Source organism: Bacillus sp. FSL K6-0972 (assembly GCF_037976035.1).
GTDB lineage: Bacteria > Bacillota > Bacilli > Bacillales > Bacillaceae > Bacillus > Bacillus haynesii.
The window spans coordinates 1,978,128-2,004,136 of record NZ_CP150260.1 but is presented as its reverse complement, the minus strand read 5'-3'; the positions used below and the strand labels follow the sequence as shown (position 1 = coordinate 2,004,136).

The window sequence follows — 26,009 nt, the reverse complement described above, 5'->3', positions numbered from 1 at the left end:
TTTTTCATATTGTTTATTTCGATTGCAATGTTTCCTTCTCGTCTTCCCAAGCCTCTGTGTTTTTCAGACCTGGAATCGAGCTTGCCTTAAAGACAGGGTTCTTCCCTGTTTTACGCTGATCAGTATAGTCTTTCAGCACTTTCGCAGCAATTCCGGAAAGAAGCAGAATCGCAATCAGGTTAATGATTGCCATTAATCCCATAAATAAATCCGCCATGTCCCACACAAGCTGGAAACCGGAGACCGATCCGAAGATAACCATTGCAACAACGGCTGTACGGTAAACAGCAAGCGCCGTCTTGCTCTTTTTAATAAACTCAATGTTCGTCTCACCATAATAGTAGTTTCCGACGATCGAGCTGAAAGCGAACAGGAAAATCGCCACTGCGACAAATGCAGGCGCCCAGCTTCCAATGTGATGCTGCATGGCTGCTTGTGTAATCTGAATGCCGTCAAGCTCTTTGCCCGGCGTCAGATTGAACAGCAGGATCATAAAGGCTGTCGCACTGCAGATGACCATCGTATCAAAGAATACGCCAAGCGTTTGGATAAAGCCTTGCTTCGCCGGATGAGAGACATTGGCAGTCGCAGCTGCGTTCGGCGCGCTTCCCATTCCGGCTTCGTTTGAAAACAAGCCGCGCTTCGCACCGATAATAATGATGCTGCCGAGCGTACCCCCTGCAATCTGCTCGATCCCGAAAGCATCTTTCACAATCATCGCGAAAACGGCCGGTATTTGAGAGATATTTGTCAGCACGACAAATAAAGCAAGTGCAAGATAAATGACCGCCATAACCGGAACGATCAATTGCGTAACTGTCACGACGCGTTTCAAACCGCCGAAAATGATAAATCCGGTCAATACCGCCAAAACAATGCCGACCGTTGTTTTATCAAGGTTGAAAGCCCCTTGCATCGAACCGACGATCGTATTGGCTTGCACCGCATTAAAGATCAATCCGAATGTAATCGTAATTAAAACGGCAAAGATAATGCCCATCCATCTGGCGCCCAGCGCTTTTTCCATGTAATAAGCAGGGCCCCCTCTAAAATGATCGCCGTCTTTGACCTTGTAGACTTGAGCCAGCGTACTCTCTACAAAGCTGGAAGCCATTCCGACAAGCGCGACGACCCACATCCAAAAGACCGCTCCCGGTCCGCCTGTTGCAACAGCAAGCGCCACACCGGTCAGGTTCCCCGTACCGACACGCGAAGCGGCGGAAATAAAGAAAGCCTGCAAAGACGAGACGCCTTTTCCTTTCTCCTCCCTTTGTCCGACGATACGAAACATCTCGAAGAAATAGCGGAATTGAACGAATTTCAATTTAAACGTAAAGAACAGGCCTATTCCTATTAATATATAGACTAAATAAGTCCAAATAAAACCGCTCGGGACATTGATGATTTCGCTTAAAATTTCTTCCATAGCACCCTCCTGAAACAAACGAATTTTGTTTTGATGTTAAGTTTTCTAACATGATAGGATTATATCATAATAATGACGCAAGAAAAACTAGATAGAATTTTCTGTTTTTTAATTATAAAGGCTGGTGGCATCATTATTACTTTAGTCCCAATGCTCATTATAGCAGAGTATCATCTTTATTCATATATAAAAATGCGCTTTCATTCCGAATGCGCCGCGAAAAATCTAACGTTGTCAATAAATATTTGCAAATTGTCACAAAATAATCATCTTTTATTATATAATAAAATATGCTAAGATGATGAGATACTAAGGGGATGAGATCAAATGAAAAAGACATTGTTTCTGCAACTGTCCATATTCTTTTTAGTCATTGCGAGCCTTCATTCGTTCTCAATGCCCCAGATGCCGGCAAATCACCATGCGCAAAAAGCCGCTGTTTCAGGAGACGAACTCCATGAACTGACAGCAGGCAAATATGGTGAAGAAAAGGCGAAATCATTATGGAATTCACCCGGTTTTGGAGCTGAATCCATCCTTCTCTTAATCTTAGCTGCCGCTTCCGGCCAAGCGTTCATGATGAACAGGCGGAAAGAGCATCTGAAGGCATTTATGCTCGCGGTGTTCTATCACTCTTCTTATTTCGATAAAGCGCATGTTTTAAAACCATAACCATACAAAAAAACGGGAGGTTTTAACATGTTATATATCATAAGAATGGTGATTATCGGACTATTTTCATTGACAGCAATCAATTTGTTTGTTTTTCAAGGAATTGAATTCATGCACGCGATTACCGATCTTTTCAATCGCCAGGACAGCTGAATTTGAAGCGATCTTAAAACTAGACAATAAAATTTTATGAAACAGTTTGATTGGCATGAGTCCGGCATTGCACATTGTACGGACTCATGCCTTTTCATTTGGTCCTCCTTCGTCTTTAATTCCTTTTATAGTCTTAAATACAGTTTTCCCATCTTCTACAAAAACTATTAAATTTTTTCGAAAAATTTTAAACATTTTTTCAACAAATGCCGGGGGTTTACTCCAAATCTACAAATATAAGATATAATATCCCTGTACCAATTAAATACCAATTACTTATAGAAAGAAGATGTTCATATGAGTAAAGTATCTGGAAAAATTGCTTTTGTTACTGGCGGAGGCCAAGGAATTGGCGAAGCAATCTGCAAACGCTTGGCAGAAGACGGATTCGCTGTTGCAGTTGCCGATTATAATGTAGAAACTGCAACACAAGTTGCTGAGGACATTAACAAACTTAACGGGAAAGCAATTGCGGTTAAAGTGGATGTTGCTGATCGTGATGATGTTTTTAAAGCTGTCGATGAAACAGTAAAACGTCTTGGCGGTCTTGATGTGGTGATCAACAATGCAGGTCTTGGACCAACCACCCCTATTGAAAGCATTACATATGAAGATTATCGGAAAGTCTATGATGTTAACGTCGGCGGTACTTATTGGGGAATACAAGCAGCTGTAAAAGCCTTTAAAGAACTTGGACACGGCGGGAAAATCATTAATGCTTCTTCTCAAGCCGGTCAAGTCGGAAACCCGGGCTTGGCAGTTTACGGCGGAACAAAGTTCGCTGTTCGCGGGATTACCCAAACGGCGGCAAAAGATCTAGCTGAATTAGGCATTACTGTTAACGCCTTTTGTCCGGGTATCGTTAAAACTCCTATGATGATGGGGATTGCACAGCAAACCGCTGATGAAGCAGGCAAGCCATTTGAATGGGGAATGGAACAATTCGCTAAAAATATTGCATTAAAACGCTTATCCGAGCCGGAAGATGTAGCAGCATGCGTTTCTTACCTTGCAGGGCCAGATTCAGATTATATGACCGGCCAGTCTCTTATCATTGATGGCGGAATGGTATTTAATTAATTTTAAAATCATATTCAATATGGAGGGCGGAATTTTCCACCTCCATATTGAATAACAAGCTAGAGCTGATATAGTCACGGTTCGTCCAACCACGCCCCGTTTGAAAATTTTGACCAAAGAGCGTCTTCCCTTTGAAACCCCTGTTGCACTAGTGCAAAGATTTCCCCTGCGATAAGCGGCAACCAAGATAGCTCCTTTCTATTCCGCTCCAAACCTCATAGGTTTATTTGCGCGCTTTTTCCGCCAATTTGTTTATTTTCTCCATTTTTTTCAATTTCCTCTAAACTGCGACCTCGAGTTTCAGGGACGCGTGTCCGGATAAATACAACTCCAAGTAAACAAATCACACCGAAGATTGCAAATACAGCTTCTTGAGACATCGAAGCGGTCATAATAGGAAATAGCAATCCAACCAAGAAAGAACCAATCCAGTTAAATGATGAAGCTAAACCAGACGCACGCCCGCGAATGACCAGCGGGAAAATTTCTCCAACTATGACCCAAGTTAAAGGAGCCCATGTGAATGAATAAAGTGCTACATAGATACTTAAAAAGACAACCATCATCATCGGATTTGCATTAGGAATTAATATATTCAATATTGCCGGCAAAATAAAGGACAGCCCCATAATTGTTCCGCCTATTGTTAATAAAGTACGGCGATTAAATTTATCAGCAATCACTAAGAATATTAATGAACCTAAAACGAGAATAATTCCTTGAATAATCGGCCACATCAAAGCTGAACTTGCTGCATTCCCTGTTGCTTTTTCTACAATCAAAGGAATGTAATAAAAAATTGCGTTTGCACCCTGGAATTGTTGGAAAGCAGCAACGCCCACACCGGCAATTAATAAAAAACGATATTTATTGCTTAAGAGTGTAGCCCATGATGCTTTTTGATTTGCCTTCGCTTCCTCTCTGGAAGTTTCTTGAATTTGCGTTATTTCAGAATCAATCTCTCCTTTGTTAGAGCGAATATAGCTCAACACCTTGCGAGCTTCATCAAGTTTATTGTTCTTTATTAAAAAACGTGGTGATTCGGGTAACTTTAACATTCCAACATATAAGATCAAAGCAGGTACGGCAGCCAAACCAAGCATCAACCGCCATGCCATTGTTTCCGGCAAATCTTTCAATAGAAAATCAACAATGTAAGAAAGCAACATTCCAGAACAAATCATTGTTTGATTAATTCCTGACAGCCGTCCCCGTAAACGTGCAGGCGCCATTTCCGACATATAGGCTGGGACCAATGCAGAAGCAGCACCAACGGCCAATCCCAATAAAACCCGAGAAACAATCAAAAATAGTATCCCATTATGAGGTGCTATTCCTGACAAAATGGACCCAACAACAAAAATGATAGCGGAAATTAAAATCATTTTGCGCCGTCCCAAACGATCAGAAAGTTGTCCGGCAAGGGCGCCTCCAAAAATAGCGCCTAACATTACCGAAGAGGTAATCCATCCAATAACCCCGGCGTTGTCTTGAAGGTTCCAATCATTTTGCAGAAAAGGCAAAGCACCCGTCATAACGCCGATATCATAACCGAAAAGAATGCCTGCAAAAGCCCCAAAAAAGTAAATGAAGCCACTTGAGATTTTCTTTTCATTAACCATTAAAGTTCCCTCCTCAAGGTTGAATAAAAATCCCACCACTAAAAATATTGATGGCTTTTTAAGAAATAATAAAAGCGTTTTCAAATCGCAAATACATGCTAGGATATTATTTGTTGGGATTTCTCCCTAAATCTCATGATTTTTATTCGCCTATTATTAAACGCTTTCAATTTTCCTGAACATCACGATAACGCTTACAAAATCATAAATATTTTGAAATCTGATATACCTATTTTTCACCTCCAAGGAAGCAGGACCTCCTCGGAGGTTAGAGGCATTACTTAATCACTACATATTCCAAGTCAACGAGCTTTGCATAAGTGATCATTTGGTCTGTTGTTAAATTCAATGAAACGACTGTATGGTGACCGCCGCCATTCTCAAGCCATGCTTTCACTCCATCTTGGAAGTTAGGCTTCACTTCCCAAAGTACCCGTGCCACTGGAAGGTTTGGTGCTGGAACAGTTGGTTCAAATGCAGAAACTTCGTTAATCAACAGTTTGTAGTGCGTACCAAAGTCTGCCATTGAAACAACCACACCATCTCCTGCTTTTCCGTCGAACACTAGGCGTGCTGGGTCTTCACGATCACCAATACCTAATGGAGATACGATAATTTTTGGTTTGTTGCTTGCTAAAGATGGGTCAACTTCAAGCATATGCGATTGAAGGATTGATTCTTGACCGGCAGCTAATTCATATGTGTAATCTTCCATAAAACCAGTTGATTGGTTACGGCTCATCACTTTGAGCAAGCGATCGAGCGCTGCGGTTTTCCAATCTCCTTCACCAGCAAAGCCATATCCTTGCGCCATCAAACGTTGGACAGCAAGACCCGGAAGCTGTTTCATTCCATATAAATCTTCAAAGTTAGTTGTGAAGGCATTGTAACCACCATCATCCAGGAAACGTTTAATAGCGATTTCATAGCTTGCTTGTACTTTTACGCTCTTCTCCCAATCTTCCCGACTGTAAGTGCCATAATCAAATTCATAAAGGTCTGCGTATTCTGCAAACAAATGATTAATTTCTTCATCTGTAACCGCATTCACGTATTGAACAAGATCACCAATGCCAAAGTAATCAACTGTCCAGCCAAATTGAATTTGTGCTTCAATCTTATCCCCTTCAGTTACAGCAACGTTACGCATGTTGTCACCAAATCGAGCGACCTTGATGTTGAAGCTTTCGTTATAAGCAACCGCTACATCCATCCATTCTGCAATTTGCTGTTGCACTTCAGGGCGCTCCCAATAACCTACGACAACTTTATTTTGTTTTTTCAAACGGGCATTGATAAAACCGTATTCACGGTCACCATGAGCAGATTGGTTGAGGTTCATAAAGTCCATGTCAATCGTTGTCCATGGAATACTTTCATTAAATTGTGTCGCCAAATGAAGTAATGGTTTTTGCAATAATTTTGTTCCGCGAATCCACATTTTCGCAGGTGAGAAAGTATGCATCCAAGTGATAACACCGGCTACTTCGTCACGATAATTTACTTCTTTCATGATGCTTGTGATTTTATCTGCATTAACAGCTAAATCTTGCAATACAAGCGGGTATGGCAAAACAGCGCTTTCATTTAATGCATCGGTCATGGCTTGCGCGTGCGCTCTGACTTCTGCCAACGTTTCTTCCCCATAAAGATGTTGTGAACCTACGACAAACCAAAATTCTTTTTTTCCTGTTGTTAACATCATAACCCTCTTTTCTTAAATTAATGGGATAGCTGATAGTTTGATAGAATTGATATTACTTTTGACCATAATAAGCATTTTTACCGTGTTTTCGTAAATAATGTTTATCTAAAATGCGTTGTGGTAATTCTTTTGCAAATAGATTTAATTCTCGTGTAAATAAATTCATTTTCGCAACTTCCTCCAACACCACACTATTCAATACTGCTGATTTTACATCTTTGCCCCAAGTAAATGGACCATGACCATGAAGTAAGACACCAGGAACAGCTAAAATATCTAACCCCCGCTCTTCAAATGTTTCGATAATCACATGACCTGTTTCTGCTTCGTAACCACGATCAACCTCCTCTTGTGTCAAGTAACGGGCACATGGCACGGAACCATAGAATGTGTCTGCATGAGTGGTCCCCATCGCCGGAACATCAAGGCCTGCTTGAGCCCAGATTGTCGCCCAAGTTGAATGAGTGTGTACGATTCCTCCAATTTCAGAGTAATGCTTATAAAGAACCGCGTGAGTCGCTGTATCTGATGAAGGCCTCAGCTCTCCTTCAACAACATTGCCATCTAAATCAACAACCACCATATCACTGGCTTTCATTGTTTCATAGTCAACACCGCTCGGTTTGATAACGAATAAACCAGTTTCACGGTCAATGGCACTTGCATTTCCCCATGTGTATTTCACGAGTCCATATTTAGGCAGGTCCAAATTTGCTTGTAATACTTCTTCTTTCAGTTGTTCCAGCACGTCAATCCCTCCATTAAATCAAATGATCCACAGCGGCCTGCTCAATCATTAATCCTTTTTTGTACCGTTCGATAAATGCTTCAAATCCTTCTACATCTAATTGATCAGGGTAAATTTCCTGCCCGGCATCCTCTTCAAAGACTTTTTTGTCGAGGAAGTCTTCTAAGCTTTCTTCTTGATCTTTGTTCATCATGTAAGAAGCAAGAATAGCCATACCCCACGCACCGCCTTCTCCGGCTGTTGCCATAACTGATACTGGCGTATTCATTGCAGCTGCAACAATTTTTTGTCCGACAAGAGGGGTTTTGAATAAACCGCCGTGAGCTAAAATGCTATCGATTTCAATTTTTTCCTCTTTGGTCAAAATATCCATTCCGATTTTCAAGGCAGCAAAAGCTGTAAAAAGGTGTGTCCGCATGAAGTTTGCTAAATTGAAACGACTCTCTGGTGAGCGGACAAATAATGGCCGGCCTTTTTCTAATCCTGTAATATTTTCACCGGAGAAATAACCGTAGCTTAGTAAACCACCGCCATCTGAGTCAGCTTCCAAAGCTTTATTTAACATCACTTCGAATAATTTATCCGCTTCAACCTTTTGTCCCATTGCCTCGAAAAATTCACGAAACAAGCCTAGCCAAGCATTAATATCACTTGAGCAGTTATTCGCATGAACCATTCCAACCGGACTACCGTTTGGCGTTGTTACCAAATCAATTTCTGGATATACTTTTGAAAGTTCTTTCTCTAATACAATCATGGCAAAAACTGAAGTTCCTACTGAGATGTTTCCAGTGCGTTTCCTCACACTATTCGTAGCAACCATTCCTGTTCCGGCATCGCCTTCCGGTGGACAAATTGGAATGCCCGGTTGTAAATTTTTTGATCGATCCAGAATTTTCGCGCCAATTTCGGTTAATTCGCCAGCTTGCTCGCCTGAAATATAAACTTTAGGAAGAATATCCTTTATCCTCCAAGGATAGCCTTTGTTTGAAATCAGTTCATCAAACTGCTTGACCATCGATTCATTGTAATTTTGCGTTGATTCATCGATTGGGAACATGCCCGAAGCATCTCCAATGCCAATTGCTTTATTGCCAGTCAGCAACCAGTGAATGTACCCAGCTAAAGTGGTGATATAATCAATGCGAGGCAAATGCTTCTCTTCATTTAATATCGCTTGATATAAATGAGCAATACTCCACCGTTCAGGGATATTGAATTGAAATTGATCAGTTAATTCTTTTGCTGCAGCACCGGTTGTTGAGTTACGCCAAGTTCGAAACGGAACAAGCAGCTCCCCTGTGTTGTCAAAAGCCATATATCCATGCATCATTGCAGAAAATCCAATAGAACCGATTTTGCGAATGGTGATGCCATAATTTCGTTCAACTTCATTCTTCATTTCACTATAAGCTGTTTGCAACCCAGTGATAATATCCACTAAGTTGTACGTCCAAAATCCGTCTTCCAAACGGTTTTCCCACTCATAACTTCCAGATGCGATTGTTTCAAAACTGCTATCAATCAACACTGCTTTAATACGTGTGGATCCGAATTCAATTCCAAGTGATGTTTCTCCCTCAGTTATCGCCTGCTTGATGTTTACTTGATTCGCTTTCACGTTATCCCCCCTCTGATAGCGATTTCAATATTATTCGAAAGAAGGCATTTCCCTTTTCGCGTAACTTAATTACAGACTTAGTATATTTTTTGTACGTACATTTGTCAATCTGTAATATAATATGTTCATATAAATATCACAACGATATTTCTGTTCCTTTTTCTCTTAATGCTTATAATAAAAGGTATTTGTATAACATAAAATCTAAAGAAAAAAATTATAATTACTTGTTCATTTTCACGAAAATAAGGCGGAATCTTTTCATTCATTGAAAGCCATGATAAAATATGTCCACACAAATCATTCAATTAAAAAAATTAGAATGCGAACAACTGCGAAAGAAGTGAGTGAAATGAAACCAAAGTATAAGGTCATCATTAATGACATAAAAAGTAAAATCCTTTCAGGAGTTTACAGGGTAGGAGAACAAATTCCTACTGAATCCGCCATACAGGAAGAGTACAAAGTCAGCCGCCACACTGTTCGAAAAGCCATTTTAGAACTATCGAACGAGGGGTTTTTAAGAAGTGAAAAAGGGTCTGGCACTTATGTAAGTAACCAGTATCAATCAAAACCTGGAGGGAATTCCAATAATAAAATAATCGGTGTAATCACGACCTACATTTCAGATTACATTTTCCCCTCCATTATCCGTGGAATTGAAGGGAGATTGAATGAGGCTAATTATTCGTTACTATTAGCTAGTACAAATAACGATGTCGAACAAGAAAAAAAAGCTTTGGAAATGATGTTGTCATTTGGCGTAGATGGTTTAATTGTTGAACCTACGAAAAGCAATCTATACAATCCCAATATCGCCTACTATCTTTCGTTTAAGGAACAGGATATTCCTTTCATCATGATCAATGCTTATTATGAAGAATTAGATGTTCCTTTTCTTTGTCTCGATGACGTGCAGTCAAGCTATCTTGCAACAAAAGAATTAATATCAAAAGGACATACACAAATTGGTCTCATTTCAAAAATGGATGATTTACAAGGAAAGTATCGAATGAAGGGGTATATAAAAGCGCTTGGTGAAGCCAAATTACGATTTCACCCAGAGCATGTGCTTTCGTACAATACAGAGACAAAGCTGGACCTATACACAAACCTGAAGAAGTTTCTTAATGAAAAAAGAGACATGTTGACTGCAATCGTCTGCTACAACGACGAAGTCGGGCTGGAAGTAGCAAATGTATGCAGACAACTTAATATTTCTATCCCGGACAAATTGTCAATTATTGGTCAGGACAATTCGTATATTGCCAAAAATGCGAATATCAAACTAACAACATTGACACACCCTCAAGAACAAATGGGACACGATGCAGCTGATTGGGTCATTAAGAAATTACAAGGAAAGAAAGATTTACCAAATGAAACCTACTATCAACCTGTGTTAATTGAAGGCGAAACCGTAAAGGAGTTAGACATACAATAATCTTGGTGTGATTAAGAAAAACCCAGTCCATGTTCACTAAAGGCGCGAACACGGACTGGGTTGTTTTACTCTGTTATCAATTATGCAGCAAAGAAGCCCCGCAATGGTTATCACGATTTAATTTTGAATCAGAAAAACGGGCGAAAATCTCACCGAAGAGAAAAAGGCAGTCTTTGATATATTAGGTGCTGTCTACTTGTGTCACAGAAAGTAGCATCGTGCTGTTTAAGGTTTATCCGGCATGCTATTTTTCTTTAGCATTCACCGTTATCTTGCAGAAACGGCTTGATAGGCATGTGGTGATACCCCTAGATGAATGATAATCGGGGTGCAGGTCGATTTCACTCCCGTTCATGTTTGCTGATCCATACATCCGTTACTTCCCCTGCCTCATCTTCGTCGATGATGAAAGAACCGTTGCTGTACCGATCATGAAGCTTGATTTCTTTGACAAGCATCTCCTCTGTGATGCCTTTTTCGGTTTGAAGCGTGATTTGATCATGATATGAACATGCGAGCAGCCCGGCGATGCGGTGAGGTTTTTTCTTCAGTTCCCTCAGCATGAGGACCCCTCGTTTCGCCCTTGACGTTTTTTCAAATTCGGTGCGGTTCATCCGCTTAATAGATCCGCGCTGGGTCACGAGCACGAACACGTCCGATTCATCTAACACCTGGCCGCTGGCGACAAAGTCGCCGTCTTTTAAATTGACACCTTTGACACCGGCCGCCCTTGCGCCGACAACGCTGACCTCATCTTCTGAGAACCACAGACCGTAGCCGGAATGTGTCGCGATAAACAAATCTTTCGTTCCGTCCGTTACATGAACATCAACCACTTCATCGTCGCCTTTTAAATTAAGGGCAACCAATGCTTTTGAATAGCGCTGTGCTTTATACTGCATCAGCTGAGTTCTTTTCGCCATTCCGTTTTTCGTAAAGAACAGCAGATATTCAGATTCGGTAAACTCTCTGACAGGGATCGCCTTGACGATGGATTCATCGCTATCAATCGATATGATATTCGTTATATGCTGACCCAAATCTTTCCATCTGATATCAGGAAGCTGGTGAACCGGACAATACACATAGCTCCCCTTATTTGTAAACAGGAGCAGAACGTCTGTCGTATTCATTTCCAGCTGGCAGAGCAGACGGTCGGTATCTTTCATGCCGAAGTCCTGGCCGTTTGATGCAGCAAAAGACCGCTGACTCGTTCGTTTAATATAACCGTCTTTCGTCACGGTCACATAAACGTCTTCAGACGCCACCATCACTTCAAGGTTGATTTTGATTTCTTCGATTTTTTCTTCGATGACAGAGCGCCTTTGACCGGCATAGGTTTTTTTCACTTTTTTCAAGCTGTCTTTGATCACTTTCAAGAGTTTTTTGTCATTGGAAAGGATCTCTTCCAGCTCTTTGATCTTCTGATCGAGTTCTTTTGCTTCTTGTTGAAGGGCCGTAATATCTGTGTTTGTCAGCCTGTACAGCTGCAATGAAACGATCGCTTCAGCCTGCGGCTCTGTAAATGCGAACTTTTCGATCAGATTGTTTTTGGCATCTCGCTTGTCATTGGAGGAGCGGATCGTCGCAATGACTTCATCCAAAATGGACAGTGCTTTCATCAATCCTTCTACGATATGATGCCTTTCCTTCGCTTTTTTCAGCTCATACTGAGAACGGTTGGTGATGACTTCTTTTTGGTGGCCGATATAAGCGTCCAAAATCGATGTGAGATTCATCAGCATCGGTCTTCTGTTATGAATGGCGACCATGTTAAAGTTGTACGGAATCTGTAGGTCCGTGTTTTTGTACAAGAAATTTAAAATGCCTTGTGCATCCGCTTCTTTTTTCAGCTCAATCACGATTCTGAGACCTGTCCGGTCGGTCTCGTCACGGACTTCGGAAATTCCTTCGACTTTCCGTTCAATCCTGAATTCGTCCATTTTTTTCACTAAATTCGCTTTGTTGACTTCAAACGGAATTTCAGTAATGACAATTTGCTGGCGGCCGCCTCTGATCGTTTCGATCTCGGCTTTGCCCCTGATGATGATTTTTCCTTTTCCGGTTTCATAGGCTTTTTTTATGCCTTCTTTCCCCTGGATGATTCCTCCGGTCGGAAAGTCCGGACCCTTTACGAGCTCCATCAGGTCATCCACACTGCAGTTCGGAGAGTCGATCCGCTTTATCACGGCATCGATCACTTCCCCGAGATGATGCGGCGGAATGTCAGTCGCATACCCGGCGGAAATCCCTGTCGATCCGTTGACAAGCAGGTTCGGGAACATCGCCGGAAGGACGACAGGCTCCTTGCTCGTATCATCAAAGTTTGGTACAAACTCGACCGTTTCTTTGTCAATATCCCGCAAAAGCTCTGAAGCGATCGCCGCGAGCCTTGCTTCTGTATAACGCATCGCAGCCGGCGGGTCACCGTCGATGCTTCCGTTGTTTCCGTGCATTTCAATCAGCACGTTGCGAACCTTCCAGTCCTGGCTCATCCGCACCATCGCTTCGTAGACCGAACTGTCTCCGTGAGGATGATAGTTCCCGATCACATTACCGACCGTTTTTGCGGCCTTGCGGAAGTTCTTATCGTGTGTGTTCCCTTCCGCATGCATGGCGTATAAGATTCTTCTTTGAACAGGCTTCAGGCCGTCCCTTGCATCAGGGAGCGCACGATCCTGAATAATGTATTTGCTGTATCGGCCGAAACGGTCGCCGATCACGTCTTCCAATGGTAAATCATGATAAATCTCTGGCTGTGCCATTTATTTAAACCTCCTCAGCGACCGATAAATTCTCATTTTCTAAAATATTGCTTTCTTCATCAAGTCCGAAGGCGACGTTTTTCTCAATCCATTTTCTTCTCGGCTCAACTTTGTCGCCCATCAATGTCGTCACGCGCCGTTCCACACGGGCCGCGTCATCGATTTTAACCCTGACAAGTGTTCTTGATTCGGGGTTCATTGTCGTTTCCCAAAGCTGATCAGCATTCATTTCGCCGAGACCTTTATAGCGCTGGATCGTATATCCTTTTCCGACTTTTTTGAGGACGTCGTCCATTTCTTCATCAGACCAGGCATATTCAATGATTTCTTTTTTGCCCGATCCTTTGCTCACTTTATAGAGCGGCGGCAGTGCGATAAACACTTTACCATGCTCGATCAGCGGCTTCATATAGCGGTAGAAAAAGGTCAGGAGCAACACTTGAATATGAGCGCCGTCTGTATCCGCATCTGTCATGATGATGACTTTGTCATAATTGATGTCCTCAATGTCAAAATCGGCGCCGACCCCTCCGCCGATCGCATGAATGATCGTATTGATCTCTTCATTTTTAAAAATATCGGCCAGCTTCGCTTTTTCCGTATTGATAACCTTTCCGCGGAGCGGCAGGACAGCCTGGAATTTCCGGTCTCTTCCCTGCTTTGCTGATCCTCCGGCAGAGTCACCCTCCACGAGATACAATTCGTTTTTGGACGGATTCCTTGATTGTGCAGGCGTCAGCTTGCCGGAGAGCGTCGCTTCGGATTTCTTTCTTTTCTTTCCGCTTCTTGCCTCTTCTCTTGCTTTTCTCGCAGCTTCTCTTGCCTGGGAAGCTTTAATCGCTTTTTTGACGAGCAATGTTGCCGTTTCCCTGTTTTCTTCAAGGAAATAAGCGAGCTGCTCAGAGACGATCGCATCAACGGCTGACCTTGCTTCACTTGTGCCGAGCTTTCCTTTTGTCTGTCCTTCAAATTGGAGAAGCTCTTCCGGAATCCGGACGGAAACGATTGCTGACAGGCCTTCCCTGATATCCGTTCCTTCAAGGTTTTTGTCCTTTTCTTTTAAAAGGGCCACCTTTCTCGCATACTCGTTGAATGCTCTCGTCATCGCCGTTTTGGCACCGGACTCATGGGTTCCTCCGTCTTTCGTTCTGACATTATTGACGAACGACAGGATGTTTTCGGAATAGCCGTCATTAAACTGAAACGCGAAGTCAACCTCGATGCCGTTGTGCTCTCCTTCAAATGAGACTACTTCAGAAAACGCGTCTTTCTCCTCATTTAAATAAGCGACAAAAGCTTCGATTCCGTTTTCATATAAAAACGTTTCTTTTGTATGATCGCGCTCATCGATCAATTCGATTTTTAGTCCTTTTAATAAAAAGGCTGATTCTCTCAGACGCTCTGAAAGCGTTTCAAAGTTAAACGTCGTCGTGCTGAACATCGTAGGATCAGGCTTGAAATGAATCAGGGTGCCGGTCTTTTTGGTCGTTCCGATTTTATCAAGGGATGTCACCGGTTTGCCGCCGTTTTCAAAACGCTGCCTGTAAACATTTCCGTCCCGCTCAATCGTGACTGTCAGCCACTCGGACAGGGCGTTTACAACGGATGCACCGACGCCGTGCAGCCCTCCGCTCGTTTTATAGCCGCCTTGGCCGAACTTTCCTCCGGCATGCAGCACTGTCAAAATGATTTCGGGAGTCGGTTTGCCGAGCTTATGCATTCCTGTTGGCATTCCCCGGCCTCTGTCTTGCACCGATATGCTGTTATCTTTATGTATCTTTACTATAATGTGATCCCCATGGCCCGCAAGGACTTCATCGACGGAATTATCGACGATTTCATATACGAGATGGTGCAGGCCCCGGCTGTCTGTCGAACCGATGTACATACCGGGGCGTTTTCTGACCGCTTCCAGGCCTTCGAGCACCTGTATGGAATCATCATTATAGTCAACTTGCTGTTTCTTAACCAAATGCATAAACCCCTTTCAAAAATCAAACATTGCTTATAAAGAATAATACACACTCTGTCATGTAAAGCAAAGTATTATCCGATTCTTTTCCAATCGCTTCAATCATCGGCAGTAAATGTTAAAATGAAAGCCGCTATTTTGCACAGCCGTCATTTTACACGATTCGTCCCCCGCAGGACAAGGCTATCCCAATCGCAATTGGAAAATCATTCTTAAAAAAACTGTCCAAGACTTATTGTAGCCGTTTTTCACAGCAATTCGCAAACATATTCTCGCATAAAAAAGACAAAAACCCTTGAAAAAACAAGGATTTTTGTCTTTTTTATGCCGATTTTGTTAACGCGTGCGCCACTTTTATGCACAAATCCATAATCACCGTATAGCCTTTTTCGCTCAGAAGCCGATAAGCTTCTTCGTTGACAAGTCCCTGCTGCGCCCAAAACACATCTGCGTCTATCTCCAGAAATTCATTTGCGACATCAGGCAGATGCTCGGATCTTCTGAACACGTTGACGATATCAACGTGTCCTTCAATGTCTTTTAAGGATGCGACAGCCTTGACGCCCAGCGCCTCATCTATGGTCGGATTGACAGGGATGATGTCATATCCCGCGTCCTGCATCGCTTTTGACACCATGTACGATGTTCTTTCAGGGTTGTCGGACAAGCCGACTACCGCGATTCGTTTGCTGTTTTCAAGAATGTTTTTGATTTCCTGTTTAGAAGGGTTTTCCATGCCGATCACTCCTTTTACGTTCAGTTTACACGAAAACAGAGGCGATAATCAAAATTTTCATATGATTAGAGCGCATTATTTTGTATGATATATACGGTACTTTTAAGAAAAGCCGTCATGAAAGGCGCCTCTCATGTTAAAATAAAGAGAAGGGATCATCTAAAAAGGAGAAATGAAATGTTAATTGCTTTATTATTTGTTTTAGCCTATCTACTCGGCAGCATTCCGTCCGGCTTGATTGTCGGAAAGGCCGCCAAAGGAATCGACATCAGAGAACACGGCAGCGGCAATCTTGGCGCCACCAACGCATTCCGGACACTCGGCGTGAAAGCCGGCTCCATCGTTGTGGCTGCGGATATTTTGAAAGGGACGCTCGCCGCCTTTCTGCCTGCCATCCTGCACATCGGCGTACACCCTTTGTTGGCCGGTGTAGCCGCAGTCTTCGGGCATATGTTCCCTGTGTTCGCAAAATTTAAAGGCGGAAAAGCTGTCGCTACTTCCGGAGGCGTATTGCTTTGCTATCAGCCTCTTCTGTTTCTCACAATGATTGCGGTGTTCTTTCTGTTTTTGTATATCACAAAATATGTATCGCTTTCTTCCATTTTAACCGGCTTGTATACAACGGTTTACAGCCTGTTTACGAAAGACCTTTTATTGGTGGCAGTCGTCGCCTTTCTTACGGCGTTTGTCGTATACAGACACAGAACGAATATTAAACGCATCATCGATAAAACCGAGCCTAAAATCAAGTGGATGTCCGGCAAAAAATGAGCCTATCCGAAAAACATTATATTTTCATGATCGGACATAAACGTTATATACTATAAATAGATTCAGCATGCTTTGAACAAATGATGAAGGAGTGCTTGCCCGTGAATTTGAAAATTAATGAAAAGGCGCTTAAATGGTATAAGGACGAGCTTGATTTAAAAGAAGGAGATCAGGTTCGCTTCTTTGTCCGCTACGGAGGATGCAGCAATGTTCAAAAAGGCTTCTCCCTTGGAGTTTCAAAAGATGAGCCGCAGCAAATCGGTGTGAGCGCGGAAAAAGACGGAATTACGTTTTTCGTGGAAGAAAGCGATGTATGGTATTTCGACGGCCATGATCTGCTTGTTTCCTATAATGAATCATCTGAAGAGCCGACTTTTGAATATCAGTAAAAAAGAGCATTTTTTTCAGCTTGTAGAGAAACCTTTGTTTTTCTGCAAGTTTTTTTATTTTTTACCTTAATTAAGGAGCCGAAGGCTTGGCTGAGTGTGCGGCAAATGCACACGCAATATTTCTCCGTGAGCTCGTACACCTCCATTATCAATAGTCAGGGACAAGTATATCCGGGGCAGCAAGCACGAATAACTGAGTGAGTATAGATCCTGTATATCTAAAATACAGTTCGTCTAAAATAAAGCGGCAAGGATTTCCCCCTTCAATAAAGATTTTTAAACACTCTTATATTATACAGAGTATTTACATCGAGGTGTTTGAACATGGTTTACGGTGTGACAACCTTTATTTTACTAGCTGTTTTTCTGATCTTTTATTTAACGGACCGAAGAAGGATCATCAACGGTTTTTTATTTAATCTATTTTTTTGTTCATTTCTTGTTCTTTCCTACTATCTGGCATACGTTGTCGGAATTGGCTTTTTTAGACTGTTCGTTATTGTACCGCTGCTGATCTTTTTCTTTATCCTAACGTTTGGTCTATTTGCTTTAATGATCGGGTTATTTCTGAATGCGAGAATTCTTATCAAAAGAGAAGGACGACGATTGTCTAATTGTTTGACTTTAATTTCCGGGCTAGGCATTATCATATATTTTCTATTGTCAGTGATTGACCCCGCTCGTTTTTTATCGCCAAATGTTCAGCCATTGTTTGCAGGATCATCGCTTATTGCGGTCTACTTCTTTTTTCATTTAACAAATTTCTTAACAGCTTATTTTCTATATCAATTTAACAGACCGAAACTTAATCAGGATTACATCATCGTTCTCGGGAGTGGATTAATTAATGATACAGTACCGCCGCTTTTAGCAAGCAGGATCAATAAGGCTGTCGATTTTTATCGGAAACAAGCAGCTGTTGCTTCTCCGCCGAACATTATTTTCTCCGGCGGGCAAGGACCTGATGAAAACCTTTCTGAAGCAGAAGCCATGCAAAGATATGCTTTAAAAAAAGGGATACCTGAAGAGCACACTTTGAAAGAAGACCGTTCTGTAAATACATATCAAAATATGCTTTTCTCCAAACAACTGATGGACTCATTAACAGACGGCAAATACAACAGCATCTTCACAACAAACAATTTCCATCTGTTCCGCGCCAGCCTATATGCAAAACGAGCAGGGTTAAAGAGCGATGGGATCGGTTCAAAAACCGCTTTTTATTATTGGCCGAACGCCATGATCCGGGAATATATCGCTGTTGTTGTAATGAATCGTAAACGGCATAGCATTGTCGTAGGAACTATTTTGGGTTTTTCTATAATTTTGACTGCACTTAATTTTTTCATTGATTAAAACTTCAAAAATGCGTCTTGAAATTTTGGTTTGTCCGGATGGCACACTTTCTATTACAGTCATCCCCAACAAGGTGCAGAGATTTATTAGATTATGATGGGTATTTTCAAAGGACATCTTCACCGGAAAGATGTCCTTTTGCTTGGAAAATATAATTTCATTACACCGTCATGTTGATGATTCTAATGCTTCCTGAGGAATGGACAACTTCCCTGCTCCAAGTAGCTGTTTTTTGATGCGCTTGGACTTTTATTGCTTACAAAAGTGAAAGGAATATGTAAGATAAATCAATGGTTTCGTTGGGAGGTTTTATATATGATGGGTTCGAGGTGATAAATGATGAAATGGTTTTTAGGAATTTTAACGGTAGGACTGATGATATTGGGCGCGGGCTACTTTTTATATTCCGGATATTATTCAACGGAAGATTATTACGTCAAAATTACAACAGATCCAAAAGTCGTTAAAGAAAAAGCAAGTGATGGATACACATATATAAATTATAACTATGATGTTACGGGTTATGATAAAGATGGAAAACCCAAAAACCTAAAGCTCTCTTCTCAAGACAAAATGCAGAAAGGACAGTATTATATTATTCATTGGGAAGATAGAAGAGAAATAATATCCAGCAAGGAAAAAGCAAGCGAGAAGCAAATAGATAAAGACATCCTGGATAAATTAAACGTCAAATTTAATTAGCCGCTCACTCCGTCCCCCCTAAAACTTCCTTGTTTTAGGGATTTTTTTTATGAAAAATAAAATGACTGCGGCCATGAAAAGCGATACCGTAACACTGAGGTAAAGAACTGAAACAGATTTTTTTCCTTCAATTTTTGCAAACCTTAGCAATAAGGACAGTGAAAAGAACGAGCAATTTGATCATCAAAATGAAATAAGCAAGAACAATGCTTGCTTATTTCAAGGATGTCCGGGTTTCTCTAAAAGCGTTCTTTTTTATTGTGCACCGGATGATTCAAGCCGGAATCGTTCAATATGGCTAGAGAGCTTTTCTCGTTTTAAAATCTCGACCTGCTTCTCTCCCAATAAATCAAAGTGGGGAAATTTGCTTCTTTTATCGATCCACTCTTTTTTCAGTCCGTACTGTTTCCCCCACTCTGCAAGCTTATCAATGTTCCCGCATCCTGCTTTTGTCACCGTTTTAATATCCGGATACCTGTCATCGAGCCAGTAATGCGTAAGAAACGCGATTTCGCTGTTTAAAACGGCGCGCTTCCATTCGTTCAGCTCGTTTCTTTTAATACCGAACGCCATTACTTTTTGGCCTCTTCATAAGCTTCATGCCACTTTGGATAAAGCTTACGGAACTGAACCGGTTTGAAGCTGTCCCCGTCAACGCAAATATGGGACGATGTTCCTTTCACAGCGGTTTCACCAGCGGAATTAAAGATTTCATACCCATATACCGTTTTAAAGCCGTTGTAATCTTCAATCCACGTATGTACCGTTGCTGTTTCACCGTAGCGAAGAGGTTTGACATAGCGGACATTGATATCCACGACAGGCGACAGGATGCCGTCTTTCTCCATTTCGGCGTAAGAGAAGCCGAGTTCTTTAATTAAAGCCGTCCGTCCTACCTCCATCCAAATCAAATAATTGGCGTGATAGACGACACCCATTTGGTCTGTTTCGGCATAGCGGACTTCTATTTCTTTTTTTGAGACGTACAAATTCCCTCTACTCCCTTTTCACAATGTATATAATCCAATTCTAGCATATACAATGGGCAAAAACACGACGGACGGCTTCATGCAAAAAAACCAGGTCGCCCTGGTTTATTGATGATATCCGTTTTTGCGGGCTTCCGCCTCGTCATGGATTTCATTGCGCATCGCCTCAATGCTTTCATTTCGGCGTTCATTTTTTTCGCGGATCTGCTCCTGTTCCGCCTCGCTGGCAAAAGACAGCTGCTCTTCAGACTCCTCGATGTTTTCGATTGTGTTCTGCACCATGTCTTGAAGCTTCTCCACGTTGTCTGATCTGTCATCCGGATGATGTTTTTGGTGTGTCATTCGGGTCTCTGCCTCCTTTTGATGTTTACTCGCCTTTTGTCTGCATAATGATCGGCGTTTCTCCTGATTTATCGTGCATTTTTTTTCCTTTGTTGCGTTTATATTCTACCGGTTTTGTCCCAAGGTGGCTCGGGGCAAATTTAGACTGTTTGTCATGTTCTCTCGGCATGTCTATCCCTCCTTTTCAGCATTAGGATTCTCAAAAAGGAGCGTAAACATGAATCGATTTTTACTTCAGCTTAAATTTCTCTTCAAGCTTATCTTCCAGCCGATCAAGAAACTCCTGGTTGGTCATGAGCTCCTTTTTGTTTTCCGAGACAAGTTCTTCAAATGTTCGCCTTTTCGCTTTTTTCATGTTGAATCACCTCCAGCTTGTTTTCATTTTCACCATTTTTTGGTCAATATAAGCAAAAAAGCCGGGATTTTTTATAATCCCAGCTTTTCTTCCATATCTTTTTTTGTCATCGTCCCAAGGACGATATCTTTTATGATTCCGTTTTCATCAATGATAAATGTCGTCGGGTACGAAAAAATCTCGTATTTCGCATTGATGCCCGTTCGGTCTAAGACGATGGGGAAATGTAAGCCGTGCCTTTCGGCAAACGTTTTGACCGATTTCTCGTTTTTCTCGGAAGATGTAAAGTTGACGGCCAAAACGGCAATGTCCTGATTTTCGTTTTGGAGTTCTTCCATTGCAGGCATTTCTATTTCACACGGTTTACACCAGGTGGCCCAAAAATTTAACAGCACTTTTTTTCCTTTAAAGTCTGACAACGATACATCGTTTCCATCTTTTAATGACGGAAGCGTAAAATCAGGCGCCTTGTCTCCTTTCGCAATGCCGATTTCGGCTTCTTTTTTCCCTGTAAAGTTCCATACCGCAAGACCGGCCAAAACTAAAAGAAACGCGGCAGCCAGCACTTTTTTCATCATCGGCATCCTCCACATACATGATCACGCTGAAAAAAGAAGAGAAAGCTAAAGGCTCTCTCTTCCTCATTCAATTACTGCTTCATTTTATTGCGGAGCACCATTTGCAGGATCCCGCCGTGACGGTAATAATCGATTTCCACTTCGCTGTCAAAGCGGACAACAGCTTCAAACGACTTGACTGTGCCGTCTTCGGCAATCGCTTTGACTTGAACGAGATCGCGCGGGCGCACCGTCTCACTCACGTCCACTTCAATCGTTTCTTTCCCTGTCAAACCGAGCGTTTCAGCGTTTTCTCCCTCTTTAAATTGCAGCGGAAGAACGCCCATCAGCACAAGGTTGCTTCTGTGAATTCTTTCGAAGCTTTCTGCAATGACGGTTTTGATGCCGAGCAGATTTGTTCCTTTTGCCGCCCAGTCGCGGGAAGAACCCATTCCGTAGTCTTTTCCGGCAATGACGACCAGACCTGTGCCGTCTTCTTTATACTTCATGCAGGCATCATAAATGGACATCACTTCTCCGGTCGGCCAATACGTTGTATAACCGCCTTCTGTGCCCGGAGCGATCTGGTTTTTGATTCTGATGTTGGCGAATGTTCCCCTCATCATGACTTCATGGTTTCCTCGTCTTGAACCATATGAGTTGAAGTCTCTAGGAGAAACGCCTTTTTCCTGCAGGTATTTTCCGGCCGGCGTGTCTTTGCCGATCGCTCCCGCCGGAGAAATATGGTCTGTCGTGACAGAGTCTCCGAATTTGCCGACAATGCGCAAGCCTTTAAGCGGTTCAACCGTACCAGGCTCAACTGACATGTCTTCAAAGAACGGCGGGTTTTGAATGTATGTGGACTCTTCATCCCATTTATACAGGGCTTCATCCGTTGTTTTAATCGCATTCCAGCGTTCGTTGTCATCAAATACGCGCTCGTATTCTTTTCTGAACAGCTCAGGAGTAACGGTTTGCTTCACGACGGAGTTGATTTCGTCCATCGTCGGCCAAATATCGTTGAAGTACACGTTTTGACCGTCTTTGCCGACGCCGATCGGTTCGTTTTTTAAGTCAATATCTACCGTACCTGCCAATGCATAGGCGACGACAAGCGGCGGAGACGCCAGGTAGTTTCCTTTGACAAGCGGATGAATCCGGCCTTCAAAGTTACGGTTTCCGGAAAGGACAGACGTAATCAGCAGGTCGTTTTCGGCAACCGCTTTTTCGATCTCAGGCGCAAGCGGTCCGGAGTTCCCGATACATGTCGTACAGCCGTAGCCGACGATGTTAAATCCAAGCTCGCGCATATACGGAAGCAGGCCTGAATTGACCAAGTAACCTGTTACGACTTTTGAACCCGGAGCCAGGGATGTTTTCACATAGTTCGGTACTTTCAATCCCAGTTCAACCGCTTTTTTAGCGACAAGTCCTGCACCAATTAAGACATAAGGGTTTGATGTATTTGTACAGCTGGTAATCGCCGCAATTGCGATCGCACCCGTTTTCATGACGGCTTCTTCGCCGTTTTCAAGCTTAAATTTGATTTCTTTGTCAGCCTCACTCGCGTTTAAACCGAATCCCTGGTTGCCCGCAGGGCTTGCCAAATGCTTGTGGAACGTCTCTTTCATGTCAGTCAGCGGAATGAGATCCTGAGGACGCTTCGGACCTGAAAGGTTCGCTTCAACTTTTGACAAGTCAATTTCAACGACATCGGTAAATGCAGGATCTTCCTGATCAGGCGTGTAGAACAGTCCGTTTTGACGGCAATATTCTTTCACAACAGCGATATGTTCTTCATCACGGCCTGTTAAACGCATGTATGCCAGCGCTTCCTCATCGACAGGGAAGAAACCGCAAGTCGCGCCGTATTCAGGAGCCATATTTGCGATTGTCGCACGGTCTGCAAGTGGAAGTTCTGCAACACCCGGTCCGAAGAATTCGACGAACTTTCCGACAACGCCTTTTTGACGCAGCACCTGTGTCACTTTAAGCGCCAGGTCCGTCGCCGTCGTGCCGTTCGGCAGCTTTCCGACAAGCTTCGCTCCGATTACTTCAGGTACAGGGAAATACGAAGGCTGGCCGAGCATGCCTGCTTCAGCTTCAATTCCGCCGACGCCCCAGCCGAGAACGCCGATTCCGTTGATCATCGTTGTATGGGAGTCAGTACCGACAAGCGTGTCAGGATAAGCGACAATCTCGCCGTCTTCTTCCACAGCATGGACAACGTTTGCCAAATACTCAAGGTTCACCTGGTGAACAATACCTGTAGCAGGTGGAACAGCTTGATAGTTATTAAACGCTTTCTTAGCCCAGCTTAAAAATTTGTAACGCTCTGCATTTCGTTGGAATTCAAGGTCCATATTAATTGTCAATGCATCTTCAGTACCCGCTTTGTCAACTTGTACGGAGTGGTCGATGACAAGGTCTACCGGTATTTCAGGATTGATTTTATCCGGATCTCCGCCGACTGATGCCATCGCTTTTCTTAATGAAGCAAGGTCTACAACGGCTGGAACGCCGGTAAAGTCCTGCAAAATAACGCGGGATGGTTTGAAAGGAACGTCAATATCTTTTAATTCGGCAGTGCCCCATTTTGCCAAGTTTTCAACATGTTCCTCTGTAATGACTCTCCCGTCTACTTGACGAAGAACGGATTCGAGCAAAACTTTAATAGAATAAGGCAGTTTTGATACGTTTCCGATTCCTTGATCCTCTAATGCTTTTAAAGAATAATAGCTGTACGTTTTGCCTTGTACTGTAAACGTTTTTCTTGATTGAAAAGCGTCTTTTTTTGCGACTTGTTGCTGATTCGCCATTTCTCCAAAATCCCCCTTTAAAGATCAAGATCATACGCCAGAAAAATCGGCATATTTCACCACAATTTTCTCACAATTTAATCTTAAAACAATTTTAAACATAAGTAAATATCAATGTTTTTATTAAATTCAATAAGAATGCCTTATATACGGAAAAAAGTTTATTTTACTGGAAATACATTTTTTTATACAATACACTCGCTGAGGCTATACTACAGTCTGAGGTGATCGAAATTGTCCAAACGAAAAGCAAATCATGTAATCAATGGAATGAACAATGCTAAACGCCAAGGAAACGGCGCGGGATATATTGAAGATGATCAGCACATTCTCACTGAGGCGGAACGCCAAAACAATAAAAAACGGAAAACCAATCAATAAATATTAAAGATCCTTCATGAATGCCTTAGGAGGTTAAGACATTGACAAATAAAAACGACGGCAAAGATATGCGCAAAAATGCACCGAAAGGAGCTCAGCCGGGGCAGCCAGAGCCCTTGAGCGGAAGCAAAAAAGTTAAAAACCGGAACCATACGAGACAAAAACACAATTCCAGTCACGATATGTAACACTTTCCGCGTCTTTCACGGCGCGGATTTTTGCTTTACCGCGGATCACCCTCAGGCGTTGTAACCCCCTTCGAATCACCTCCTTCACATGAATTCACAGCTGTGCATAATCTAATGGTAAGGCTAGGTATGGAGGAATGCTCCAATGACAAATACAAAACGTTTCGATTCCGCAGATTTTGACAAAGAATGGATGAAACAGTTTGTTGATGACCCTTTTCTCCTCTATGATGAAACTTTACCGATTGACCTTTACGAAACGAGCACTGAATATATAATTGAAGCAGATTTAAACCACTTGAATACCCGGCATCTTGATTTGACGTTTTCAGGCTACGATTTCAAGCTTGCGGTTAAAACCGATGAACAGCTTTACGAAAAATCGCTGATGCTTCCTTTCTTTTTGAATGACAAACACATCGAAGCGGAATGCGAAAACAACATTCTTGCAGTTAAAATTAATAAGGAAGCAAGCAAAGAGGACGTTTCGCTTTCAATCAATATTCCTTTTACATCATACCTGCACAACAAGCAGAACCCGGACAGCGCGTAAAACACTTTGCCATCCGGGTTTTTTCCGTTCGTTCGTCAAATATCCTCTAGCAATTCTCTATGGCCGATTAGGGAATTGCTATACAATAGATTATGTTCTAGCATCTCTTTTGACCAGGCCGTTGTCCCATTTTATATTATTTTTTCTATGTTCTTCTAAAACGCCTTCATGTAAAATAGGTTATAGACAAAGGAGTGATGAGAGATGCTGGAAGGATGGTTTTTATGGCTGATGCTCGCTTGGATCGTCATCATGATCGTCCTCTTGTCGATCGGCGGTTTTTTCATGTTTCGCAAATTTTTAAAAAGGCTGCCTAAAGAAGATGGGAAATCTGAGCTGGACTGGCAGGATTATTATATTGAACAGACAAGGCATTTGTGGAATGACGAAGAAAAAGAACTGCTTGAAGAATTGGTTTCACCCGTACCCGAGCTGTTTCGCGATGTAGCAAAAGCGAAAATCGCCGGAAAGATCGGAGAGCTTGCATTGCAAGAAAAAGCGGGCGCAATCGACCGGGATTTAATTGTGAGAGGCTATATTATGGCCACACCGAAAAGAGACCATAAGTTCCTCGTGAAGCGTTTAAAAGAAAAGAATATTGATCACTCTTCATATCAAGAGCTTTTTAAATAAACAAAACCTTTCCTTCTTTCAGGAAAGGTT

27 protein-coding genes are annotated in these 26,009 nt (G+C 42.4%); 12 read left to right on the top strand and 15 right to left on the bottom strand.

Features of this window, described 5'->3' with window-relative positions:
• Positions 1-13: 13 nt before the first annotated feature.
• Positions 14-1,426, bottom strand: a complete 1,413-nt coding sequence (locus MKX80_RS10240) for an alanine/glycine:cation symporter family protein (RefSeq protein WP_154995104.1) — start codon at positions 1,424-1,426, stop codon at positions 14-16.
• Positions 1,427-1,753: 327 nt separating this feature from the next.
• Between MKX80_RS10240 and MKX80_RS10235 the strand changes: the two genes are divergently transcribed.
• From MKX80_RS10235 to MKX80_RS10225, 3 genes are all read left to right on the top strand, one after another.
• Positions 1,754-2,098 carry a hypothetical protein gene (locus tag MKX80_RS10235; RefSeq protein WP_154995106.1) on the top strand — a complete coding sequence of 115 codons (345 nt, stop codon included), beginning with the start codon at positions 1,754-1,756 and terminating at the stop codon, positions 2,096-2,098.
• A 27-nt stretch (positions 2,099-2,125) separates the two neighbouring features.
• Complete coding sequence (locus tag MKX80_RS10230; RefSeq protein ID WP_255204407.1) at positions 2,126-2,251, top strand: hypothetical protein; 126 nt, start codon at positions 2,126-2,128, stop codon at positions 2,249-2,251.
• Between the two features lie 297 nt (positions 2,252-2,548).
• Entirely contained in the window at positions 2,549-3,331 is a 783-nt protein-coding gene (locus tag MKX80_RS10225; RefSeq protein ID WP_154995107.1) for a (S)-acetoin forming diacetyl reductase, read from the top strand.
• 215 nt (positions 3,332-3,546) lie between these two features.
• Here MKX80_RS10225 and MKX80_RS10220 read toward each other — a convergent pair whose 3' ends face one another.
• From MKX80_RS10220 to MKX80_RS10205, 4 genes are all read right to left on the bottom strand, one after another.
• Complete coding sequence (locus MKX80_RS10220) at positions 3,547-4,953, bottom strand: sugar porter family MFS transporter (protein ID WP_268342651.1); 1,407 nt, start codon at positions 4,951-4,953, stop codon at positions 3,547-3,549.
• Positions 4,954-5,230: 277 nt separating this feature from the next.
• A complete protein-coding gene (araA, locus tag MKX80_RS10215; protein ID WP_268310463.1) occupies positions 5,231-6,655 on the bottom strand; it encodes an L-arabinose isomerase in 1,425 nt (474 codons plus the stop codon).
• Between the two features lie 55 nt (positions 6,656-6,710).
• Positions 6,711-7,406, bottom strand: coding sequence for an L-ribulose-5-phosphate 4-epimerase (locus MKX80_RS10210; protein ID WP_154995113.1), 696 nt, complete (start codon positions 7,404-7,406; stop codon positions 6,711-6,713).
• A 13-nt stretch (positions 7,407-7,419) separates the two neighbouring features.
• Complete coding sequence (locus MKX80_RS10205; RefSeq protein WP_154995115.1) at positions 7,420-9,027, bottom strand: FGGY-family carbohydrate kinase; 1,608 nt, start codon at positions 9,025-9,027, stop codon at positions 7,420-7,422.
• A 352-nt stretch (positions 9,028-9,379) separates the two neighbouring features.
• Between MKX80_RS10205 and MKX80_RS10200 the strand changes: the two genes are divergently transcribed.
• Positions 9,380-10,471: a GntR family transcriptional regulator gene (locus tag MKX80_RS10200; protein WP_234113205.1), complete on the top strand. Its 1,092-nt coding sequence runs from the start codon at positions 9,380-9,382 to the stop codon at positions 10,469-10,471.
• A gap of 341 nt (positions 10,472-10,812) precedes the next feature.
• Here the strand turns inward: MKX80_RS10200 and parC are convergent, their stop codons facing one another.
• From parC to MKX80_RS10185, 3 genes are all read right to left on the bottom strand, one after another.
• Entirely contained in the window at positions 10,813-13,236 is a 2,424-nt protein-coding gene (gene parC / locus MKX80_RS10195; protein WP_234113078.1) for a DNA topoisomerase IV subunit A, read from the bottom strand.
• A 4-nt stretch (positions 13,237-13,240) separates the two neighbouring features.
• On the bottom strand, positions 13,241-15,208 hold the full coding sequence (gene parE / locus MKX80_RS10190; RefSeq protein WP_154995119.1) for a DNA topoisomerase IV subunit B: 1,968 nt from the start codon (positions 15,206-15,208) through the stop codon (positions 13,241-13,243).
• A 322-nt stretch (positions 15,209-15,530) separates the two neighbouring features.
• Positions 15,531-15,944 (bottom strand): CoA-binding protein, encoded by a 414-nt coding sequence (locus tag MKX80_RS10185; protein ID WP_154995121.1) that lies wholly within the window; start codon positions 15,942-15,944, stop codon positions 15,531-15,533.
• A 177-nt stretch (positions 15,945-16,121) separates the two neighbouring features.
• On the opposite strand from MKX80_RS10185, the gene plsY reads away from it, so the two are divergent.
• The 4 genes from plsY to MKX80_RS10165 all read left to right on the top strand — a co-directional run bounded on the left by plsY (position 16,122) and on the right by MKX80_RS10165 (position 19,162).
• A complete protein-coding gene (gene plsY / locus MKX80_RS10180) occupies positions 16,122-16,715 on the top strand; it encodes a glycerol-3-phosphate 1-O-acyltransferase PlsY (RefSeq protein WP_154995123.1) in 594 nt (197 codons plus the stop codon).
• A gap of 101 nt (positions 16,716-16,816) precedes the next feature.
• The gene (locus tag MKX80_RS10175) at positions 16,817-17,104 is read left to right on the top strand and encodes a HesB/YadR/YfhF family protein (RefSeq protein WP_154995125.1); all 288 of its coding nucleotides are present in this window, start codon (positions 16,817-16,819) and stop codon (positions 17,102-17,104) included.
• Positions 17,105-17,428: 324 nt separating this feature from the next.
• A complete protein-coding gene (locus MKX80_RS10170; protein ID WP_154995126.1) occupies positions 17,429-18,460 on the top strand; it encodes a YdcF family protein in 1,032 nt (343 codons plus the stop codon).
• Positions 18,461-18,799: 339 nt separating this feature from the next.
• Complete coding sequence (locus tag MKX80_RS10165) at positions 18,800-19,162, top strand: YxeA family protein (RefSeq protein ID WP_154995189.1); 363 nt, start codon at positions 18,800-18,802, stop codon at positions 19,160-19,162.
• A gap of 255 nt (positions 19,163-19,417) precedes the next feature.
• On the opposite strand, the gene MKX80_RS10160 is transcribed toward MKX80_RS10165, so the two are convergent.
• The 7 genes from MKX80_RS10160 to acnA all read right to left on the bottom strand — a co-directional run bounded on the left by MKX80_RS10160 (position 19,418) and on the right by acnA (position 24,224).
• The gene (locus MKX80_RS10160) at positions 19,418-19,735 is read right to left on the bottom strand and encodes a hypothetical protein (protein WP_182070613.1); all 318 of its coding nucleotides are present in this window, start codon (positions 19,733-19,735) and stop codon (positions 19,418-19,420) included.
• On the bottom strand, positions 19,735-20,151 hold the full coding sequence (locus MKX80_RS10155; RefSeq protein WP_003182265.1) for a YbgC/FadM family acyl-CoA thioesterase: 417 nt from the start codon (positions 20,149-20,151) through the stop codon (positions 19,735-19,737). Before MKX80_RS10155 ends, MKX80_RS10160 begins: the two co-directional genes overlap by 1 nt.
• Positions 20,152-20,256: 105 nt before the next feature.
• Positions 20,257-20,493 carry a small acid-soluble spore protein Tlp gene (gene tlp, locus MKX80_RS10150; protein WP_003182262.1) on the bottom strand — a complete coding sequence of 79 codons (237 nt, stop codon included), beginning with the start codon at positions 20,491-20,493 and terminating at the stop codon, positions 20,257-20,259.
• A 25-nt stretch (positions 20,494-20,518) separates the two neighbouring features.
• Complete coding sequence (locus MKX80_RS10145; protein WP_003182261.1) at positions 20,519-20,662, bottom strand: acid-soluble spore protein N; 144 nt, start codon at positions 20,660-20,662, stop codon at positions 20,519-20,521.
• A gap of 60 nt (positions 20,663-20,722) precedes the next feature.
• Positions 20,723-20,848, bottom strand: a complete 126-nt coding sequence (locus tag MKX80_RS10140; protein WP_003182259.1) for an FbpB family small basic protein — start codon at positions 20,846-20,848, stop codon at positions 20,723-20,725.
• A gap of 71 nt (positions 20,849-20,919) precedes the next feature.
• The gene (locus MKX80_RS10135) at positions 20,920-21,426 is read right to left on the bottom strand and encodes a redoxin domain-containing protein (RefSeq protein WP_154995131.1); all 507 of its coding nucleotides are present in this window, start codon (positions 21,424-21,426) and stop codon (positions 20,920-20,922) included.
• Positions 21,427-21,497: 71 nt separating this feature from the next.
• Positions 21,498-24,224: an aconitate hydratase AcnA gene (acnA, locus tag MKX80_RS10130; RefSeq protein ID WP_154995133.1), complete on the bottom strand. Its 2,727-nt coding sequence runs from the start codon at positions 24,222-24,224 to the stop codon at positions 21,498-21,500.
• Positions 24,225-24,458: 234 nt separating this feature from the next.
• Here acnA and sspO point away from each other — a divergent pair, with 234 nt between their 5' ends.
• The 4 genes from sspO to MKX80_RS10110 all read left to right on the top strand — a co-directional run bounded on the left by sspO (position 24,459) and on the right by MKX80_RS10110 (position 25,979).
• On the top strand, positions 24,459-24,605 hold the full coding sequence (sspO, locus tag MKX80_RS10125) for a small acid-soluble spore protein O (protein ID WP_043926452.1): 147 nt from the start codon (positions 24,459-24,461) through the stop codon (positions 24,603-24,605).
• A 41-nt stretch (positions 24,606-24,646) separates the two neighbouring features.
• Positions 24,647-24,793, top strand: coding sequence for a small acid-soluble spore protein P (locus MKX80_RS10120; RefSeq protein ID WP_003182250.1), 147 nt, complete (start codon positions 24,647-24,649; stop codon positions 24,791-24,793).
• A gap of 145 nt (positions 24,794-24,938) precedes the next feature.
• On the top strand, positions 24,939-25,346 hold the full coding sequence (locus MKX80_RS10115) for an Hsp20/alpha crystallin family protein (RefSeq protein WP_268343205.1): 408 nt from the start codon (positions 24,939-24,941) through the stop codon (positions 25,344-25,346).
• Positions 25,347-25,550: 204 nt separating this feature from the next.
• Positions 25,551-25,979 (top strand): DUF2621 family protein, encoded by a 429-nt coding sequence (locus MKX80_RS10110; RefSeq protein ID WP_154995137.1) that lies wholly within the window; start codon positions 25,551-25,553, stop codon positions 25,977-25,979.
• Positions 25,980-26,009: the final 30 nt, after the last annotated feature.

What these genes read in the sequence shown, in the direction of transcription:
- araA (WP_268310463.1), bottom strand. Translation starts at nt 6,655, where the DNA reads ATGTTAACAACAGGAAAAAAAGAATTTTGGTTTGTCGTAGGTTCACAA.
- MKX80_RS10170 (WP_154995126.1), top strand. Translation starts at nt 17,429, where the DNA reads ATGGTTTACGGTGTGACAACCTTTATTTTACTAGCTGTTTTTCTGATC.
- MKX80_RS10145 (WP_003182261.1), bottom strand. Translation starts at nt 20,662, where the DNA reads ATGCCGAGAGAACATGACAAACAGTCTAAATTTGCCCCGAGCCACCTT.
- MKX80_RS10225 (WP_154995107.1), top strand. Translation starts at nt 2,549, where the DNA reads ATGAGTAAAGTATCTGGAAAAATTGCTTTTGTTACTGGCGGAGGCCAA.
- MKX80_RS10115 (WP_268343205.1), top strand. Translation starts at nt 24,939, where the DNA reads ATGACAAATACAAAACGTTTCGATTCCGCAGATTTTGACAAAGAATGG.
- MKX80_RS10135 (WP_154995131.1), bottom strand. Translation starts at nt 21,426, where the DNA reads ATGATGAAAAAAGTGCTGGCTGCCGCGTTTCTTTTAGTTTTGGCCGGT.
- acnA (WP_154995133.1), bottom strand. Translation starts at nt 24,224, where the DNA reads ATGGCGAATCAGCAACAAGTCGCAAAAAAAGACGCTTTTCAATCAAGA.
- MKX80_RS10240 (WP_154995104.1), bottom strand. Translation starts at nt 1,426, where the DNA reads ATGGAAGAAATTTTAAGCGAAATCATCAATGTCCCGAGCGGTTTTATT.
- MKX80_RS10140 (WP_003182259.1), bottom strand. Translation starts at nt 20,848, where the DNA reads ATGAAAAAAGCGAAAAGGCGAACATTTGAAGAACTTGTCTCGGAAAAC.
- MKX80_RS10220 (WP_268342651.1), bottom strand. Translation starts at nt 4,953, where the DNA reads ATGGTTAATGAAAAGAAAATCTCAAGTGGCTTCATTTACTTTTTTGGG.
- MKX80_RS10110 (WP_154995137.1), top strand. Translation starts at nt 25,551, where the DNA reads ATGCTGGAAGGATGGTTTTTATGGCTGATGCTCGCTTGGATCGTCATC.
- tlp (WP_003182262.1), bottom strand. Translation starts at nt 20,493, where the DNA reads ATGACACACCAAAAACATCATCCGGATGACAGATCAGACAACGTGGAG.
- MKX80_RS10235 (WP_154995106.1), top strand. Translation starts at nt 1,754, where the DNA reads ATGAAAAAGACATTGTTTCTGCAACTGTCCATATTCTTTTTAGTCATT.
- plsY (WP_154995123.1), top strand. Translation starts at nt 16,122, where the DNA reads ATGTTAATTGCTTTATTATTTGTTTTAGCCTATCTACTCGGCAGCATT.
- MKX80_RS10160 (WP_182070613.1), bottom strand. Translation starts at nt 19,735, where the DNA reads ATGGCGTTCGGTATTAAAAGAAACGAGCTGAACGAATGGAAGCGCGCC.
- parC (WP_234113078.1), bottom strand. Translation starts at nt 13,236, where the DNA reads ATGGCACAGCCAGAGATTTATCATGATTTACCATTGGAAGACGTGATC.
- MKX80_RS10185 (WP_154995121.1), bottom strand. Translation starts at nt 15,944, where the DNA reads ATGGAAAACCCTTCTAAACAGGAAATCAAAAACATTCTTGAAAACAGC.
- MKX80_RS10230 (WP_255204407.1), top strand. Translation starts at nt 2,126, where the DNA reads ATGTTATATATCATAAGAATGGTGATTATCGGACTATTTTCATTGACA.
- MKX80_RS10200 (WP_234113205.1), top strand. Translation starts at nt 9,380, where the DNA reads ATGAAACCAAAGTATAAGGTCATCATTAATGACATAAAAAGTAAAATC.
- MKX80_RS10165 (WP_154995189.1), top strand. Translation starts at nt 18,800, where the DNA reads ATGAAATGGTTTTTAGGAATTTTAACGGTAGGACTGATGATATTGGGC.